Origin of the sequence: Pseudohalioglobus lutimaris (genome assembly GCF_002866825.1) — a bacterium.
GTDB lineage: Bacteria > Pseudomonadota > Gammaproteobacteria > Pseudomonadales > Halieaceae > Halioglobus > Halioglobus lutimaris.
Map to the genome: position 1 here is coordinate 55127 of NZ_PKUS01000019.1, position 15142 is coordinate 70268.

The window sequence follows — 15142 nt, forward strand, 5'->3', positions numbered from 1 at the left end:
AGTGAAGTACATCAGCACGCGGGGCCAGGCCCCGACACTTAATTTCGAAGAAGTTCTACTGACAGGCCTGGCTTCAGACGGGGGCCTCTATGTACCGGAAACGCTACCGCAGTTCAGTCCTGCGGATATCGCCGAAATGGCCGGTATGAACTACGCGCAGCTGGCGCAAAAGATCATCACCCCCTTTGTAGAGGACTGCATTCCCGGGCCCGACCTGCAGGCCATTCTTGAAGAGACTTACGCCGAGTTCAGGCATGCTGCGGTTGCGCCCATGGTGCAAATTGCTAGCAACCAGTGGGTGCTGGAACTATTTCACGGGCCGACTCTGGCCTTCAAGGACTTTGCCCTGCAGTTGTTGGGGCGGCTACTGGACTACGTGCTGGAACGCAAGCACCAGAAAGTGGTGATCATGGGCGCCACCTCTGGCGATACCGGATCGGCTGCCATTGAAGGCTGCAAACGCTGCAATAACATTGATATTTTCATTCTGCACCCGCATGGCCGTGTCTCTGACGTACAGCGTAAACAGATGACTACGGTGGTGGGTGACAATATTCACAACCTGGCGGTGCAGGGTAATTTCGATGACTGTCAGGCAATGGTTAAGGCCAGTTTTAACGACCGCAGTTTCCTGCCCGCTGATCGCAGCCTGGTGGCGGTCAACTCGATAAACTGGGCGCGCATCATGGCGCAGATTGTCTACTATTTTTATGCTGCCGTTGCCCTGGGCGCTCCCGCCCGGAAGATCGCTTTCTCTGTCCCTACCGGTAATTTCGGCGATATATTCGCTGGCTACCTCGCCAGGCAGATGGGGTTGCCCGTGGAGCGATTGATTATCGCCACCAACAGCAACGATGTACTGCACCGTGTGTTGACCACAGGAACCTACGCCAGGCAAACCCTGGAACATACGCTCTCACCGAGCATGGATATTTCTGTTTCCTCAAATTTTGAGCGCCTGTTGTTTGATCTTTATGGTCGGGATGGCGCAGCCATTAATGACCTGATGGCACGTTTCGCCGACGGTGATATCAGCTTCAACGACCAGGCCATGTCGGAAGTCAAGGAGCTGTTCTCCAGCTACCGGGTAGACGATGCACAGACCTGCGCACAGATGGCCGCGACCTGGGACAGCTGTGAATATATGCTTGATCCCCACAGCGCAATCGGCGTCAAGGCGGCCTTGAACTGCGACCTGCCGGCGTCGGTACCCGTGGTGACCCTGGCCACAGCGCATCCGGCGAAATTTCCCGCGGCTGTCAAAACAGCGGGCCTGGATGATGAGCCGGTGTTGCCGCACCACCTGCGTGATCTTTTCGATCGCCCCGAGCGCTCTGAGGTGCTGCCCAACGAGCTGGCTGCGGTGCAGGCGTTTATGGCGGAGAACATCAACGCTTGAGCGGGGCCACCCGGTGCAAAAATTGATTCGTCGTCGCGAGGCCAATCCGGGTGTGGACTGGGCCGAAGGCGGATTGCATCCGTTGCTGGCACGGGTCTACACGGGTCGAGGGGTGGCGGCCCCAGATGAACTGGAACTGGGTCTTGGGCATCTTGTTCTTCCCGACAAGCTGTTGCATGCGGACCGAGCCGCGATTCTTCTTGCCGATGCGCTGGCGGCAGACAAGCACATTCTGATTGTGGGCGACTACGATGCTGACGGCGCGACCAGCACGGCGCTGGCCGTGTCTGTGCTGCGTGATTTCGGTTGCCGGCATGTGTCATATCTGGTCCCCAATCGCTTTGAGTACGGCTACGGGCTCACCCCGGAAATTGTCGAGCTCGCCATCACCAATGGTTCTCCCGATATCATCGTCACCGTGGACAACGGTATATCCAGTATTGAGGGAGTGGCCGCAGCGCGGGACGCAGGCATACGCACTCTTATCACTGACCATCACCTGGCAGGCACGACGCTCCCCGACGCCGAGGTTATCGTCAATCCCAACCAGCCCGGCTGCGAGTTTCCCAGTAAGAATCTTGCGGGTGTTGGCGTAATCTTCTATATCATGCTGGCGCTGCGTGCTGAGTTGCGCCGCAGGGACTGGTTTGCAGGCAGGAAGGAACCCAACCTGTCGCAATACGCTGACCTTGTCGCGTTGGGGACGGTGGCTGATGTGGTGCCGCTGGATCGCAACAACCGCATTCTGGTGGCCGCCGGTTTGCAGCGTATTCGCAAGAGTCAGGCTCGCCCGGGCATCATGGCCCTGCTGGAGGTGGCATCGCGCTCACCGCATAACGTGGTTGCGTCTGACCTGGGGTTTGCGGTGGGGCCAAGGATAAACGCCGCGGGTCGTCTGGATGACATCTCGGTGGGTATCGAGTGTTTGCTGCAGCATGACCATGCTGCCGCGCGGGCTCTGGCCGCAGAACTACACCAGAAGAACCAGGACCGGCGACTGATTGAGGCGGACATGCAGCAACAGGCATTACAGCTGCTTGATCAGATCACTGTGGAGACCGAGAGTGCACCGGTTGCCATGACCCTGTACCAGCCCGACTGGCACCAGGGTGTGATCGGTATTCTGGCGTCACGTATAAAGGACAGGTTACATCGGCCGACCATTGCCTTCGCAGATGGCGACGCGGGTGAAATAAAGGGTTCAGCGCGATCCATTCCCGGAATACACATCCGCGATATCCTGGACGCCGTGGCAACGCGACATCCGGGAATGATCCTCAAGTTTGGTGGTCACGCTATGGCCGCTGGTTTGTCTATTCCACGCGACGCCTACGCAGCCTTCCATGATGCGTTTGTCGCTGAAGTTGAGTTGCATGCCGAGGAGGTGATGCTGCAGGCGGTCATTGAATCAGACGGTGAGTTGGCGCCCGACGACTTCAATCTGGAACTGGCCAGCGCATTACGTTTCGCAGGGCCATGGGGACAGCACTTTCCTGAGCCGGTTTTTGACGGCGTCTTCGATATCATCAATCAGCGCCTGGTGGGAGAGAAGCATCTCAAGCTGGTACTGTCCCACCCGGACAGCGCACAGCTACTGGATGTTATCGCGTTCAATATAGACCCACAGGAATGGCCGAACCAGACGCTTTCCCGGGTGCACCTTGCCTATCGCCTGGACGTCAACGAGTTTCGCGGCAGACGCAGTGTGCAATTGGTCGCAGAGCACCTCAGCGCCGCTGAATAACTGCGCCCCCTGGCGGCGACAGAATTCGACGCCCGCAGCAGGTGTTATGGCGACAAGGCTTGCTCCAGCGAACGGCGCAGTTTGTCCACCATCTCGTCTACCTGCTCTCGGGTAATGATCAGCGGTGGGCAGACGGCGAGTGCGTTGCCGGCCACGTTACGTACAATCAGTCCGTTTTCCTGGCAGGCCAACGTTGCTCGTTTCGCCAGGTCTACGTCCGGGGTCCTGTCATCACGGTTGCTTACCAACTCTACCGCAGCAAGCAGGCCTGCCCCGCGCACCTCACCGACAGACTCCATGTCGGCGAACTCTTGCAGGCGGCTCTGCAGGTACTCCCCCACGCTCGCTGCATTGGCGTAGAGCCCGTCGCGTTCGTATATCTCCAGGGTCTTTAATGCAGCGGCACATGCTACCGGGTGTCCTGAATAGGTAAAGCCGTGGCCGAACACGCCGACTTCGTTGCTGGCGGAGATCATGGGTTCGTAGAGGTCGCCGCGGATCACTGAAGCACTGATAGGGTAGTAAGCGGAGGATAATTGCTTCGCGAAAGTCATCATCGCCGGCTTTTGGATATTCACGGTTTCACAGCCGAACAGCTTGCCGGTGCGTCCGAACCCGGTGATAACCTCATCCGCCCAGAAAAGGATATCGTGCTTCTCCAGAATGGCCTGCACGGCCTCATAGTATCCGGCTGGCGGTACGATCACGCCGCTTGCACCGGTGATGGGCTCGGCGATAAACGCGGCAATCGTATCTGGCCCCTCGCTCAGAATGAGCTGTTCAAGGTTGGCGGTGATACGCGCCACAAAGTCTGCCTCGCTCTCCCCGGGTTTTGCACCGCGGTAGTAGTGCGGGTGGTCCGTGCGCAGAATGCCCAGGGCATCCAGGGGGGCGTCGAAGTGGGCGAGGTTGGCGGGCAGACTGGTCAGGGAACCTGCCGCCACGGTAACGCCGTGATAGGCGCGTTCGCGGGTAATGATCTTGCGTTTTTCCGGTTTGCCAATGGCGTTAAAGTAATAACGCAGCAATTTGATGTGCGTGTCATTAGCGTCGGACCCTGAGTTGCCGAAAAACACCATGGCCTTGTCGACCGGGACCATGCCGGCAAGCTTGTCAGCGAGGTCAATCACCGGTTGGTGGCTTTTGCCGCCAAATGTATGTGAAAAGGACAGGGTTGCCAGCTGTGAACTGATGGTATCGATTAGTTCGCGGTTGCCATAGCCAAGCCCGGTGCACCAGAGCCCTGCAAGACCTTCAAGGTATTGCTTGCCGCTCTGGTCATAAACGTAAATGCCTTCACCGCGCTCAAACAGCAATTGTTCGGTGGCCGAGAGGTTGGTAGTGGGATAAATAACTGCAGACATAATCTTTTCCTGTGCGATCGCGGCTCTGGTTCAGTACCCATGGCACAGGCCACGATAAAGGGGCAGCGCTGTGTCCGAAGACGAACGGCAAACTATTCGGGCGGTGAATCGCAAGTTTATGGTTTGTTTCGCTCACGACAAGCGATATATTTCTACCATAATGGTGAGAAAAGCTAACCAGAAGACAATGCAGATATCACGTCGCAATTTACCCCTGAACGCACTGCGCAGCTTCGAAGCCGCTGCACGCCACTGCCACCTGCGTCGCGCCGCAGCCGAGCTCGGGGTGACGCACGGTGCCGTCTCCCGCCAGATTCGGCAGTTGGAAGAGCAGTTGGGCGTCCGCTTATTTGATCGCAGCGGTCGCAGTCTGGTGTTGAGCGAACCCGGACGCAGGCTGTTGCAGGTGGTCACCGACGCACTGGACCGGCTCACCGAGGGTACGCTGTCGATTGACCCGGGCTCTCTCCGGGGTGCGTTGGTAATTGGCGCGCCGCCGTCCATTTCTGCTTGTTGGTTACTGGCCATGGTGGGTAAGTTCCAGCGCAGCTATCCTGAAATCGAGGTGCGCGTGGAAGATGTGCAGCCCATGCAACGCGAACTTCCCCCGGAGATCGAGGTTGCCGTGTGCTTTGGGGAGCCGGACGCGCCGCGCAGGGTGGTGCGGGAGTTATTCCGGGAGCGTTATGCGCCGGTGGCCAGTCCGGGACTGATACCGGCGGGTGGCTTCAGCGGCCGTGCTGCGGACCTTTTGCAGTTGCCATTGATTCATGATCGTCATGATCGTTGGCAGCGCTGGCTGGCCAATGAGGGGCTGGACCCACAACAGGCTGAGGTGCATCTTCATGTACGCGATTCCTACCTCGGGATCTGTGCAGCGCGGGACGGCTGCGGCGTCTTTCTCGCCGATCGCATAGAGGTCGGTGCTGATCTGCGCACCGGCAACCTGGTTGCGCTGGGGGAGCCTGGGGTGGAGGCCCGGTTCTCACATTACCTGGTTACCGAGCAGCCTGATGTTATCGGCGTACGAGCCCGCCTGTTCGCCGAATACCTGGTTCGAGAGCTGGCCGTCGGCTGATCTTTCTGGAGTAGCACGGGGAGATTTTCAGCATGTTTTCCGCAATACTTGACCTTCCAGTGACAGGAAGGTTTAGATTGTTGCATATCAACCAGTGGAGGTGCCTATGAATATATCGGAAGCGGCGCGCCGCAGCGGACTCAGCAGCAAGACCATTCGCTACTATGAAGAGATTGGACTGATCGAGACCGCGCGCCGCAGCGACAACGGTTATCGCCAGTATGAGGCGAAGGAGGTCGCGCAACTGCAGTTTCTCGCCCGCGCCCGGGAGGTGGGTTTTGACATAGAAGAGTGTCGACAACTGCTGCACCTGCAGCATGACAGCGGACGCCAGAGTCGACATGCCCGCACCCTGGTACTGGAAAAAAGCGCGCAACTGCAGGCGCGCATCGAATCCCTGCAGGCCATGCAGGAAGTGCTGCAGGACATGGCCAGCCGCTGTCACGGTGACGAGGGACCCGAGTGCGCGATTCTGGATGATCTCGCGGGCGGCAAGGAAGCCCGGGAATGAGTGAGGTTACCGGCAAGTTTTCTGACTGTTGCCACCACCCTGCTGGAGACGCTGCTGAGGAGCATCGTGGTTCTGTGCAGGATGCGATGGAGGGTGGACACGATGCGACCGGTGGTGGCAAGCAGTCTGCGGACAGCTGTCACAGTGAGCCCGGCAATGGCGACAGCTGCTGCGAAACACCAGCCAGAAAAGATTATTTTTTCTGGACCTGTCTGATCCTCGTGAGCATCGCCTATCCTATGGGCGCTTTCCTGCCTCATCAGCACGACAGTGCGTTGAGTGTATTTACCGGTGGCGTATTCGAGCTCTTCAATCTCATGTGGTGGGGTATCGCCCTGGGTATCATTTTTGTGGGCCTGCTAAGTCGCATTCCCCGCGAGCTGGTAATGGGTGTGCTCGGTCGTGACGGCGGTATTCACGGCCTTTTTCGCGCCACGCTTGCGGGCGTGTTTCTGGACTTGTGTAGCCATGGCATTCTCGCTGTCGGCATGAAACTGTATGAACGCGGTGCCAGCGTTGGCCAGGTCATGGCCCTTCTGCTGGCAAGTCCATGGAATTCGTTTTCCCTGACGCTCATTCTGTTCGGCCTGATCGGTGTCAGCTGGACCCTGCTGTTCATCCTGCTGTCGCTGGTAATCGGTATTGTCAGTGGCCTGATTTTTGACGCGCTGACCGCGCGAGGTACTTTGCCGCGCAACCCGTGGCAGGATGAGTTGGGTGAGGAGCGTCCGCTGGGGGAAATGTGGCGGGAGATGCGTCAGTCAATGCGCTTTTCCCTGTCCGGCACAGGGGGCATACTCCGCGAGGGTTTCGTCGGCTCACGGGTAGTGATTCGCTGGTCCCTTTTCGGATTGATCCTCGCTGGCCTGATCCGCGCGCTGGTGCCGGAAGAGGCCTTTGCAACGTGGTTCGGCGCTACCTTTGCGGGCCTTTGGCTGACACTGCTGGCCACTACCATCATTGAAGTCTGCTCAGAGGGCTCCACACCCATAGCAGCGGACCTGATGAACCGTGCCAACGCCCCGGGTAATGCCTTTACCTTCCTGATGGCGGGCGTGGCCACGGATTACACGGAAGTAATGTCCATTCGCGACACCACCCGGTCGTGGAAAATTGCGTTGTTCCTGCCGTTGATTACGGTGCCGCAGGTGATGGTGATCGGTTTTATCCTGAACCAGTTCTGAATAGCGGGACGCTCAGAATACGACGCCTGGGTCAGCCCGGGTAGCGGTATCCTGGTGCAGCGCTGCGGACCTGGCAATCTGTTGCGAGCCGACGAAAGCCTGCTGCCAATCAGAAATCTGCCGGGCAGTCTCCACTCAACCACTCCCCGGTGGCCGGATGCTCAAACGCCAGATAGCTAGCGTGCAGCAGCAGGCGGTCAGCCATGGCCAACGCCGTGGGGTGTGCGTACATATCGCAGCCGAGAATGGGATGTCCCAGCTCACGCATGTGGATGCGCAACTGGTGTGATCGGCCCGTAACCGGCTTCAGCAACATGCGGGTGCGGTCTGCCATGCGCTCCATCACTTCGAAGCGGGTCAGCGCATGTTTACCCTGTTCGTGGTCGATCATTTGCAAGGGCCGCCGTTCCCAGTCGCAGCGTATGGGGAGTTCCACCTGGCCGGTGTCCTCTTCCACCACGCCGTAGACGATAGCGTCGTATCGCTTTTCGACTTTACGCTCCTGGAATTGCCGGCTGATATGCGCGTGGGTGGGCTTATCGAGGGGGATAACCATGATACCTGAGGTGTCCAGGTCCAGGCGGTGAACGATGGTGGCCGTAGGGTATTGCTGCTGCAGGCGGGTAATCAGGCAGTCCTTGTTGAGAGGATGGCGCCCGGGTATTGACAGCAGCAGGTCGGGTTTACGCACCAGCAGCAGGTTCTCATCCTGATAAAGAATGCGAATCTCCTCCTGGCTGTGGGGGACGATGTAGGGCGGCAAGTCGGTCATGGCCGGTAGTGTAAAGTCCGCCGCCCAGATAACAAGCGTATAATCTGCAGCCATGCCTACCGACCGCCAAACACTGGACGCCAGCCTGGCCGCAATCCTGCCTGGCGCACAGCTTGCCGAGACAGCCCTTCCAGAGGTGCCGCAACTTCGATTGTTGCTGCTTGCTGCCGATTATCCGCAGGGCGAGCTCAGTCCAGAGGCGATGCAGCGGGTGATGGATAACCCGCTCTACTGGGTGTTTTGTTGGGCCTCAGGACAGGTTCTGGCCCGTTATCTCCTGGATAATCCAGACCTCGTGCAGGGCAAACGGGTGCTGGACTTTGGCAGCGGCTCCGGCGTGGTCGCCGTGGCAGCGGCTATGGCGGGTGCAGCGCAGGTTGTCGCCTGCGATATCGATCCGCTGGCATTGGCGGCAACCCGCGTCAATGCCGGTCTCAACGGCGTATCGCTCGACCTGGTGGAGAACTATTTCGATGTGCAGGGTGAGATCGATATCATCATTGTTGCCGACGTGCTCTATGACCGTGAAAATTTCCCCTGGCTGGGGCGTTTTGTGGAGCGTGCGCAGCAGGTGTTGATTGCGGACTCAAGGGTGAAGCACTTTGATTTTCCACCTTATCGGCAAATAGCACAGCGCCAGAGCTGTACTCTGCCTGACCTGGATGAGTCGGCCGAGTTTCGCGATGTGCGGCTCTATGCGGCGCAGAGCAGTCCTGCGGAGTGAACAGCGGCCCAGCTGAGGCTGCCGGGAATGGTGAGGGCGTCATTTATTGGTTACACTTGGCATCATCACTAACAGCATGGCCTGAGAACTAATGAATCCCAATTACCTGGACTTCGAACAACCCATTGCCGAACTCGAGGTGAAGATCGAGGAGCTGCAGCTGGTCGGTACTGACAACGACCTCAATATCAGCGAAGAAATAGAGACGCTCAAGCAAAAAAGCACCAAGCTTACCGAAAAGATCTATTCGGGACTGAGTTCATGGGACATCGTAAAAGTCGCTCGTCACCCCAAGCGCCCCTACACCATGGACTATATTCCGCGCATCTTCAGCGAATTTGACGAACTGCATGGTGACCGCCATTTTGGCGACGACAATGCCATCGTCGGTGGCGTCGCTCGCCTGGATGGCCAGCCGGTAATGGTGATTGGCCAGGAGAAGGGCCGGGCAGTGAAGGACAAGGTCCTGCGCAATTTTGGCATGCCCAAGCCTGAGGGGTATCGCAAGGCGCTGCGCCTGATGGAGATGGCTGAGCGCTACAAGCTCCCGGTCATCACCCTGATTGATACGCCCGGGGCATACCCGGGCATCGATTCTGAAGAGCGCGGTATCAGCGAATCCATCGCCCAGAACCTGGCCGTTATGTCTCGTCTGGCCACACCTATCGTCTGCGTGGTCATAGGGGAGGGCAGCTCCGGCGGGGCGTTGGGTATAGGCGTGGGCGACCACCTGGCCATGCTGCAGTATTCTACTTATTTCGTGATCTCTCCCGAGGGCTGCGCCAACATCATCTGGAAAGACTCGGCGAGAGCGCCTGATGCCGCCGAGGCGATGGGCGTGACGTCCTCCGTCCTGCAGGACCTGGGTATTGTAGATGCGACTATTGAGGAACCTCTTGGGGGCGCCCACCGCGATGTGGAACTGATGTCAGAGCGCATCCAGGCGCACGTTATCCATGAGCTGGACGTGCTGCGACAGCTCTCCCTTGAGGATTTGCTGGCCAAGCGCTACCAGCGTCTAATGTCCTACGGTAACTGATTCCCGGCACCCGGGGCCATGTCCAAGGCGATCAGTTCGAAAACCCTGGCGCCGTCCCTGGCGGCGCACAGTGACGCATCGCGCTGGCTGATTGCATTCAGCGGCGGCGTCGATTCAACTGCGCTGTTGCACCTGGTAAGCACCTGGAGCAAAGGGAGTAGCGATTCTCCCCCGATCACGGCTTTACACATTAACCATGGGCTGCATGCGCAAAGTGCCGAGTGGGAAAACCACTGCGCCTGGATCTGCCGCTTTCTGGATATCCCGTTTCGTGCGCTGCAAGCAGTAGTGGAGCCGGATGGCGCCGGGCTGGAAGCCGCTGCGCGATCTGCCCGTTACGCTTTATTTGCGTCACAAATGGAAGCGGGTGATGTGCTGTTTTTAGGTCATCATCAGGATGATCAGGTAGAAACGTTTTTCCTCCGCCTGCTGCGTGGGGCGGGTGTTGATGGCCTTGGCGCCATGCCCAGGCAGCGTCCGTTGGGTAAGGGCGTGCTGTATCGGCCGTTGCTTGAACTCAGTCGTGTCCAGCTGGAAGCCTATGTAGCGGCGCAGGGCCTGCGCTGTATCGATGATCCTTCCAATCAGGACCGCTCACTGGACCGCAATTTCCTGCGTGGTGAAGTCCTACCGCTGGTAGAGCAGCGCTGGCCCGGTTACAGGAAAACGGTGACGCGAGCGAGTGAGCACCTGACCCGGGCAGCGGGGGTACTGGAACAGGCAGTTGAGGTTCCCGAAACCTGTTTCAGTGCGCTTGGGGACCCCGGTTTGCCGCTGGGCTTCCTGGCGGAAACCGACGACGCAGGGGCGGTGCAGGTAATCAGGGGTTGGCTCAGGCTATGCTCATTGCAGGCACCGGATCAGTCCGTAGTGGAGGAGTTTTTACGCCAGCTGCGTAAAGCAGGGCGCAGTGCGAGGCCCATGCTGAATACAGGCTCTTTTCGCCTGCAGCGCTATCGAGACGCGATTTATTTGCTTCCCCCGGCCGCGGGGAACCTGGACCAGACGATGACGCTTGCGCCAGGCGAAGTCGTCGATATCGAGGGCGTGGGGCGACTGGCGCTGCGGCGCTGTGACCCTCCGGGAATTTGGCTGGCCGCTGATGAAGAGCTGGAACTGCGATGGCGTGGCGGCGGCGAGCGCGCGCGACCCGCAGGCCGCCGACGCAATGCGGACCTGAAAAAGTGGCAGCAGGAGGAAGTGATACCGCCATGGTGGCGGGACCGTATGCCGCTACTGTACCTGGAGAATCAGCTTCTGGCCGTGGGCGGGTTGTGGCCCTGCCAGAGCAGTCGCTGGGGGGAAGCAGGCGAGGAAGCGGAGGCACCATGGGAAGTGGTCTGGGAGCCAGCTGTGGGTGGTGGATTCGATTGAGCTGGCAGAGTCTTTCTGATAGTCTGGCTTCCCATCTTTTTGCAGCATTTCCACGGTCGTCCAGTGCAAGCGCGTGGACGGCTGTATTTCCAGTAATACGGCTTAATTAAAGGCTTTTCATGACGCGTTACGTCTTCGTCACCGGTGGTGTGGTTTCCTCATTGGGTAAGGGCATCGCCGCGGCGTCCCTTGCGGCTGTGCTTGAGTCAAGGGGGCTCAAGGTCACCTTGCTCAAGTTGGATCCCTACATCAACGTGGATCCCGGTACCATGAGCCCGTTCCAGCACGGTGAAGTGTTCGTTACCGAAGATGGTGCGGAGACAGACCTGGATCTGGGTCACTACGAGCGCTTCACCCACACCACCATGAAGCGGACCAACAACTTCACCACCGGGCGCGTGTACAACACGGTACTGCGCAAGGAGCGCCGCGGTGACTATCTCGGCGGTACCGTCCAGGTGATCCCGCACATTACCGATGAGATAAAGCGCCGGGTTATCCTCGGTGCCGGTGATGCGGACGTGGCAGTGATCGAGATCGGCGGCACTGTCGGGGATATAGAGGGGCTGCCCTTTCTCGAAGCCGCCCGTCAGTTGAAAGTAGAGATGGGACCCAGCAGGGCGCTGCTAATGCACCTGACCCTGGTGCCGTATATCGCCACCGCCGGAGAGATCAAAACCAAGCCCACCCAGCACTCGGTTAAGGAATTGCGGGCCCTGGGTCTGCAGCCGGATATCCTGCTTTGCCGATGCACCGTGGACATTGAAGACAGCGCGCGCAAGAAAATCTCGCTGTTTACCAATGTCGAAGAACGTGCGGTGATCCCACTCATTGATGCCGATTCAATCTATCGTATCCCGGGTATGCTGCGCGGGTTCGGACTGGATGATTTTGTGGTTGAGCGCTTTGGGCTGGAGTGCCCTGCGGCGGATCTGTCCGAATGGGACGAAGTGGTTGAGCGCGAGTTTTGTAAAACGGCCGGTGAAGTCCGGGTGGCCATGGTGGGTAAGTACATGGACCTGCTGGACGCCTACAAATCGCTCAATGAAGCCCTGGCTCATGCCGGATTACAGACGCTGACCAATGTGCGTATCGACCATATCGACGCGGAGGATATTGAGCGCGACGGCACCGGCCTGCTGGAATCCGCTGATGCAATACTGGTACCCGGTGGCTTTGGCGACAGGGGTATAGAGGGCAAGATCACCGCGGTGCAATTTGCCCGTGAAAACAATATTCCCTTCCTCGGAATCTGTCTGGGCATGCACGTGGCCCTGGTGGAGTACGCACGTCACGTCTGCGGCCTTGAGGGGGCACATTCCACCGAGATGGACAGCCATACTCCCCATCCCATTGTTGGCCTGATCACCGAGTGGCAGAACGCCGACGGTAGCACCGAACAGCGGAATGAGTCCTCAGACAAAGGCGGCACCATGCGCCTGGGTGCACAGCCATGCCACCTGGAGAAAGGAAGCATGATACGAGGCATCTATGGTGAAGACACCATTGAGGAGCGCCATCGTCATCGTTACGAGGTGAATAATAATTATCTGGATCAACTCTGCGGCGCGGGTATGAAAGTAGCCGGCTGGTCAGCTGACCGCTCCCTGGTTGAAATGATTGAGCTTCCGGATCACCCGTGGTTTGTAGCCTGCCAGTTTCATCCCGAATTTACCTCTCGACCCCGCGGCGGCCACCCATTGTTTACCAGCTATATTCAGGCAGCGATCAAGCGTCGTGCGGGCAAAGTCGCCTGAGTGCTTGCCCCTGCAAACATGAGGACAAGCCGTGACTGACCAGACTATCACTCTCGGAGATATTCGTTTTGACAACAGCGCGCCCTTCGTGCTGTTAGGCGGAGTGAATGTGCTTGAGAGCCGCGATTTCGCCCTTTCCGTCGCTGAGCAGTATGTGACGGTGTGCGCGGAATTGGGTATTCCCTACGTATTCAAGGCCTCCTATGACAAGGCCAATCGGTCTTCAATTCATTCGTTTCGTGGTCCCGGATTGGAAGAAGGCTTGTCTATCCTCGCGGAAGTTAAGTCGACATTTGACGTGCCGGTGATAACCGACGTGCACAGCCCTGAGGAGGCGGGTCCCGCCGCAGAGGTCGCGGACATTATCCAGTTGCCGGCGTTCCTGGCCCGGCAGACCGACCTGGTGGCAGCGATGGCGGCCACGGGTGCCGTGATCAATATAAAGAAACCCCAGTTCCTCAGCCCCTCACAATTAGCCAACGTTGTTGAAAAATTTGCCGAGTGCGGTAACTCCCGGGTGATGATCTGTGAGCGCGGCAGCAATTTTGGTTATGACAATCTTGTTGTAGACATGCTGGGTTTTGGTGTTATGAAGCAGGCGTGTAATGACGTGCCATTGATTTTTGACGTCACCCACGCACTGCAGTGCAGGGACCCCGGCGGCGCTGCTTCCGGCGGTCGCCGTGCCCAGGTCGCCGAACTGGCGCGTTCGGGAATGGCGGTGGGGCTTGCCGGCCTGTTCCTGGAGGCGCACCCGGAGCCGGAAAACGCGCTATGCGATGGCCCCAGTGCATTGCCTCTGGCCTTGCTGGAGCCTTTTCTGGCGCAGGTTAAAGCGGTGGACGACCTGGTGAAGTCCCTGCCTCCCTTACTCATCGATTAGAAAATACGGAGTGACCCCTATGAGCAATATCGCCAATATTCAGGCTTTTGAAGTTATGGATTCCAGAGGCAACCCCACCGTCATGGCAGAGGTGACACTGGAGTCTGGCGCGGTGGGCAGTGCCTGTGCGCCCTCGGGCGCCTCTACCGGCTCACGCGAAGCGCTGGAGCTGCGTGACGGTGATGCCTCACGCTATCTCGGCAAGGGCGTGTTGAATGCGGTGGCCAACATCAATGGCCCGATCAGGGATTTATTGCTGGGTCGTGATGCTGTCGCCCAGAGGGACCTGGACCAGGCGATGATCGATGCCGACGGCACGGATAACAAGGCAAACTTTGGCGCCAATGCCATACTCGCTGTTTCTCTGGCAACCGCCAAGGCTGCTGCCCAGTCCAAGAACGTACCTCTCTACCAGCACATCGCTGACATTAACGGTACCAGCGACTTCAGCATGCCGGTACCGATGATGAACATACTCAACGGGGGAGAGCATGCGGATAACAACGTCGATATCCAGGAGTTTATGGTGCAGCCGGTTGCCGCGCCCAGCTTTGCCGAGGCGCTGCGTGCCGGGGCTGAGATATTTCATCAGTTGAAGAAAGTGCTTTCCTCTCGGGGGCTCAATACTGCGGTGGGTGACGAGGGTGGATTTGCTCCCAACCTGCCCTCCAATGAAGCGGCACTGGAAGCGATCGCCGAAGCGGTCGACAAGGCAGGTTATAAGCTTGGTACCGACATCACCCTCGCCCTGGACTGCGCTGCATCGGAGTTTTACCGGGATGGCGTCTACGACCTGGCCGGAGAAGGCAAACAGTTTTCATCTGAGGCTTTCACCGACTATCTCGCTGACCTGGCAGGCAGTCATCCCATAATATCTATCGAGGATGGACTGGATGAGTCTGATTGGGATGGGTGGAAAATGCTCACGGACAAAATCGGTGACCGCGTTCAACTGGTGGGAGATGACCTGTTCGTGACCAACACCAAAATCCTGCGTGAAGGTATCGACAGGAACGTTGCCAACTCAATTCTGATCAAGTTCAACCAGATTGGCAGTCTCTCTGAAACGCTGGATGCGATTGCCATGGCCAAAGCTGCAGGCTACACCGCTGTGATTTCTCACCGCTCCGGTGAAACCGAAGATACTACCATTGCCGATCTCGCGGTCGCGACGTCTGCGGGCCAGATCAAGACGGGCTCGCTGTGTCGGTCGGACCGGGTCGCCAAGTATAACCGCCTGCTGCGCATCGAGGCGGAACTGGGCAATCGCGCGCCCTACCGCGGCATTGCGGAATTCAAGCGGTAAGCGGTGT

Annotated in this window: 13 protein-coding genes; 11 read left to right on the plus strand and 2 right to left on the minus strand. The window is 58.4% G+C overall.

All coding sequences use genetic code 11. From position 1 onward, the window contains the following. The first annotated feature begins 1 nt into the window (after nt 1). Together thrC and recJ are read left to right on the plus strand one after the other, a co-directional pair. A complete protein-coding gene (gene thrC, locus C0039_RS14070) occupies nt 2–1399 on the plus strand; it encodes a threonine synthase (RefSeq protein WP_101518412.1) in 1398 nt (465 codons plus the stop codon). A gap of 13 nt (nt 1400–1412) precedes the next feature. Next, entirely contained in the window at nt 1413–3143 is a 1731-nt protein-coding gene (gene recJ, locus C0039_RS14075) for a single-stranded-DNA-specific exonuclease RecJ (RefSeq protein ID WP_084179906.1), read from the plus strand. Between the two features lie 44 nt (nt 3144–3187). Here recJ and C0039_RS14080 read toward each other — a convergent pair whose 3' ends face one another. Continuing rightward, complete coding sequence (locus tag C0039_RS14080; RefSeq protein ID WP_101518413.1) at nt 3188–4507, minus strand: aminotransferase; 1320 nt, start codon at nt 4505–4507, stop codon at nt 3188–3190. 187 nt (nt 4508–4694) lie between these two features. On the opposite strand from C0039_RS14080, the gene C0039_RS14085 reads away from it, so the two are divergent. From C0039_RS14085 to C0039_RS14095, 3 genes are all read left to right on the plus strand, one after another. Further along, nucleotides 4695–5585: a LysR substrate-binding domain-containing protein gene (locus C0039_RS14085; protein WP_165787140.1), complete on the plus strand. Its 891-nt coding sequence runs from the start codon at nt 4695–4697 to the stop codon at nt 5583–5585. Between the two features lie 106 nt (nt 5586–5691). Next, complete coding sequence (gene cueR, locus C0039_RS14090) at nt 5692–6096, plus strand: Cu(I)-responsive transcriptional regulator (protein ID WP_101518415.1); 405 nt, start codon at nt 5692–5694, stop codon at nt 6094–6096. Beyond that, nucleotides 6093–7280: a permease gene (locus C0039_RS14095; RefSeq protein ID WP_243391624.1), complete on the plus strand. Its 1188-nt coding sequence runs from the start codon at nt 6093–6095 to the stop codon at nt 7278–7280. The genes cueR and C0039_RS14095 overlap by 4 nt, the downstream gene beginning before the upstream one ends. A gap of 109 nt (nt 7281–7389) precedes the next feature. Here the strand turns inward: C0039_RS14095 and C0039_RS14100 are convergent, their stop codons facing one another. Beyond that, the gene (locus tag C0039_RS14100; RefSeq protein ID WP_243391625.1) at nt 7390–8106 is read right to left on the minus strand and encodes a pseudouridine synthase; all 717 of its coding nucleotides are present in this window, start codon (nt 8104–8106) and stop codon (nt 7390–7392) included. Between C0039_RS14100 and C0039_RS14105 the strand changes: the two genes are divergently transcribed. The 6 genes from C0039_RS14105 to eno all read left to right on the plus strand — a co-directional run bounded on the left by C0039_RS14105 (nt 8105) and on the right by eno (nt 15135). Continuing rightward, complete coding sequence (locus C0039_RS14105) at nt 8105–8776, plus strand: class I SAM-dependent methyltransferase (RefSeq protein WP_076001598.1); 672 nt, start codon at nt 8105–8107, stop codon at nt 8774–8776. The two genes, C0039_RS14100 and C0039_RS14105, sit on opposite strands and share 2 nt — an antisense overlap. 91 nt (nt 8777–8867) lie before the next feature. Then, the gene (gene accA / locus C0039_RS14110) at nt 8868–9815 is read left to right on the plus strand and encodes an acetyl-CoA carboxylase carboxyl transferase subunit alpha (RefSeq protein WP_076001597.1); all 948 of its coding nucleotides are present in this window, start codon (nt 8868–8870) and stop codon (nt 9813–9815) included. A gap of 18 nt (nt 9816–9833) precedes the next feature. Beyond that, nucleotides 9834–11189, plus strand: a complete 1356-nt coding sequence (gene tilS, locus C0039_RS14115; protein WP_101518416.1) for a tRNA lysidine(34) synthetase TilS — start codon at nt 9834–9836, stop codon at nt 11187–11189. A 119-nt stretch (nt 11190–11308) separates the two neighbouring features. Further along, nucleotides 11309–12946 (plus strand): CTP synthase, encoded by a 1638-nt coding sequence (locus C0039_RS14120; RefSeq protein ID WP_076001594.1) that lies wholly within the window; start codon nt 11309–11311, stop codon nt 12944–12946. A 31-nt stretch (nt 12947–12977) separates the two neighbouring features. Continuing rightward, on the plus strand, nt 12978–13829 hold the full coding sequence (gene kdsA, locus C0039_RS14125) for a 3-deoxy-8-phosphooctulonate synthase (RefSeq protein WP_101518417.1): 852 nt from the start codon (nt 12978–12980) through the stop codon (nt 13827–13829). A gap of 19 nt (nt 13830–13848) precedes the next feature. Beyond that, nucleotides 13849–15135 carry a phosphopyruvate hydratase gene (eno, locus tag C0039_RS14130; RefSeq protein WP_076001592.1) on the plus strand — a complete coding sequence of 429 codons (1287 nt, stop codon included), beginning with the start codon at nt 13849–13851 and terminating at the stop codon, nt 15133–15135. Nucleotides 15136–15142 lie beyond the last annotated feature (7 nt).

Bases quoted from the DNA above. Each gene is read 5' to 3' on its own strand.
- C0039_RS14085 (WP_165787140.1), top strand. From the start codon at position 4,695: ATGCAGATATCACGTCGCAATTTACCCCTGAACGCACTGCGCAGCTTC.
- C0039_RS14080 (WP_101518413.1), bottom strand. From the start codon at position 4,507: ATGTCTGCAGTTATTTATCCCACTACCAACCTCTCGGCCACCGAACAA.
- C0039_RS14105 (WP_076001598.1), top strand. From the start codon at position 8,105: ATGCCTACCGACCGCCAAACACTGGACGCCAGCCTGGCCGCAATCCTG.
- eno (WP_076001592.1), top strand. From the start codon at position 13,849: ATGAGCAATATCGCCAATATTCAGGCTTTTGAAGTTATGGATTCCAGA.
- C0039_RS14095 (WP_243391624.1), top strand. From the start codon at position 6,093: ATGAGTGAGGTTACCGGCAAGTTTTCTGACTGTTGCCACCACCCTGCT.
- accA (WP_076001597.1), top strand. From the start codon at position 8,868: ATGAATCCCAATTACCTGGACTTCGAACAACCCATTGCCGAACTCGAG.
- C0039_RS14120 (WP_076001594.1), top strand. From the start codon at position 11,309: ATGACGCGTTACGTCTTCGTCACCGGTGGTGTGGTTTCCTCATTGGGT.
- tilS (WP_101518416.1), top strand. From the start codon at position 9,834: ATGTCCAAGGCGATCAGTTCGAAAACCCTGGCGCCGTCCCTGGCGGCG.
- C0039_RS14100 (WP_243391625.1), bottom strand. From the start codon at position 8,106: ATGGCTGCAGATTATACGCTTGTTATCTGGGCGGCGGACTTTACACTA.
- cueR (WP_101518415.1), top strand. From the start codon at position 5,692: ATGAATATATCGGAAGCGGCGCGCCGCAGCGGACTCAGCAGCAAGACC.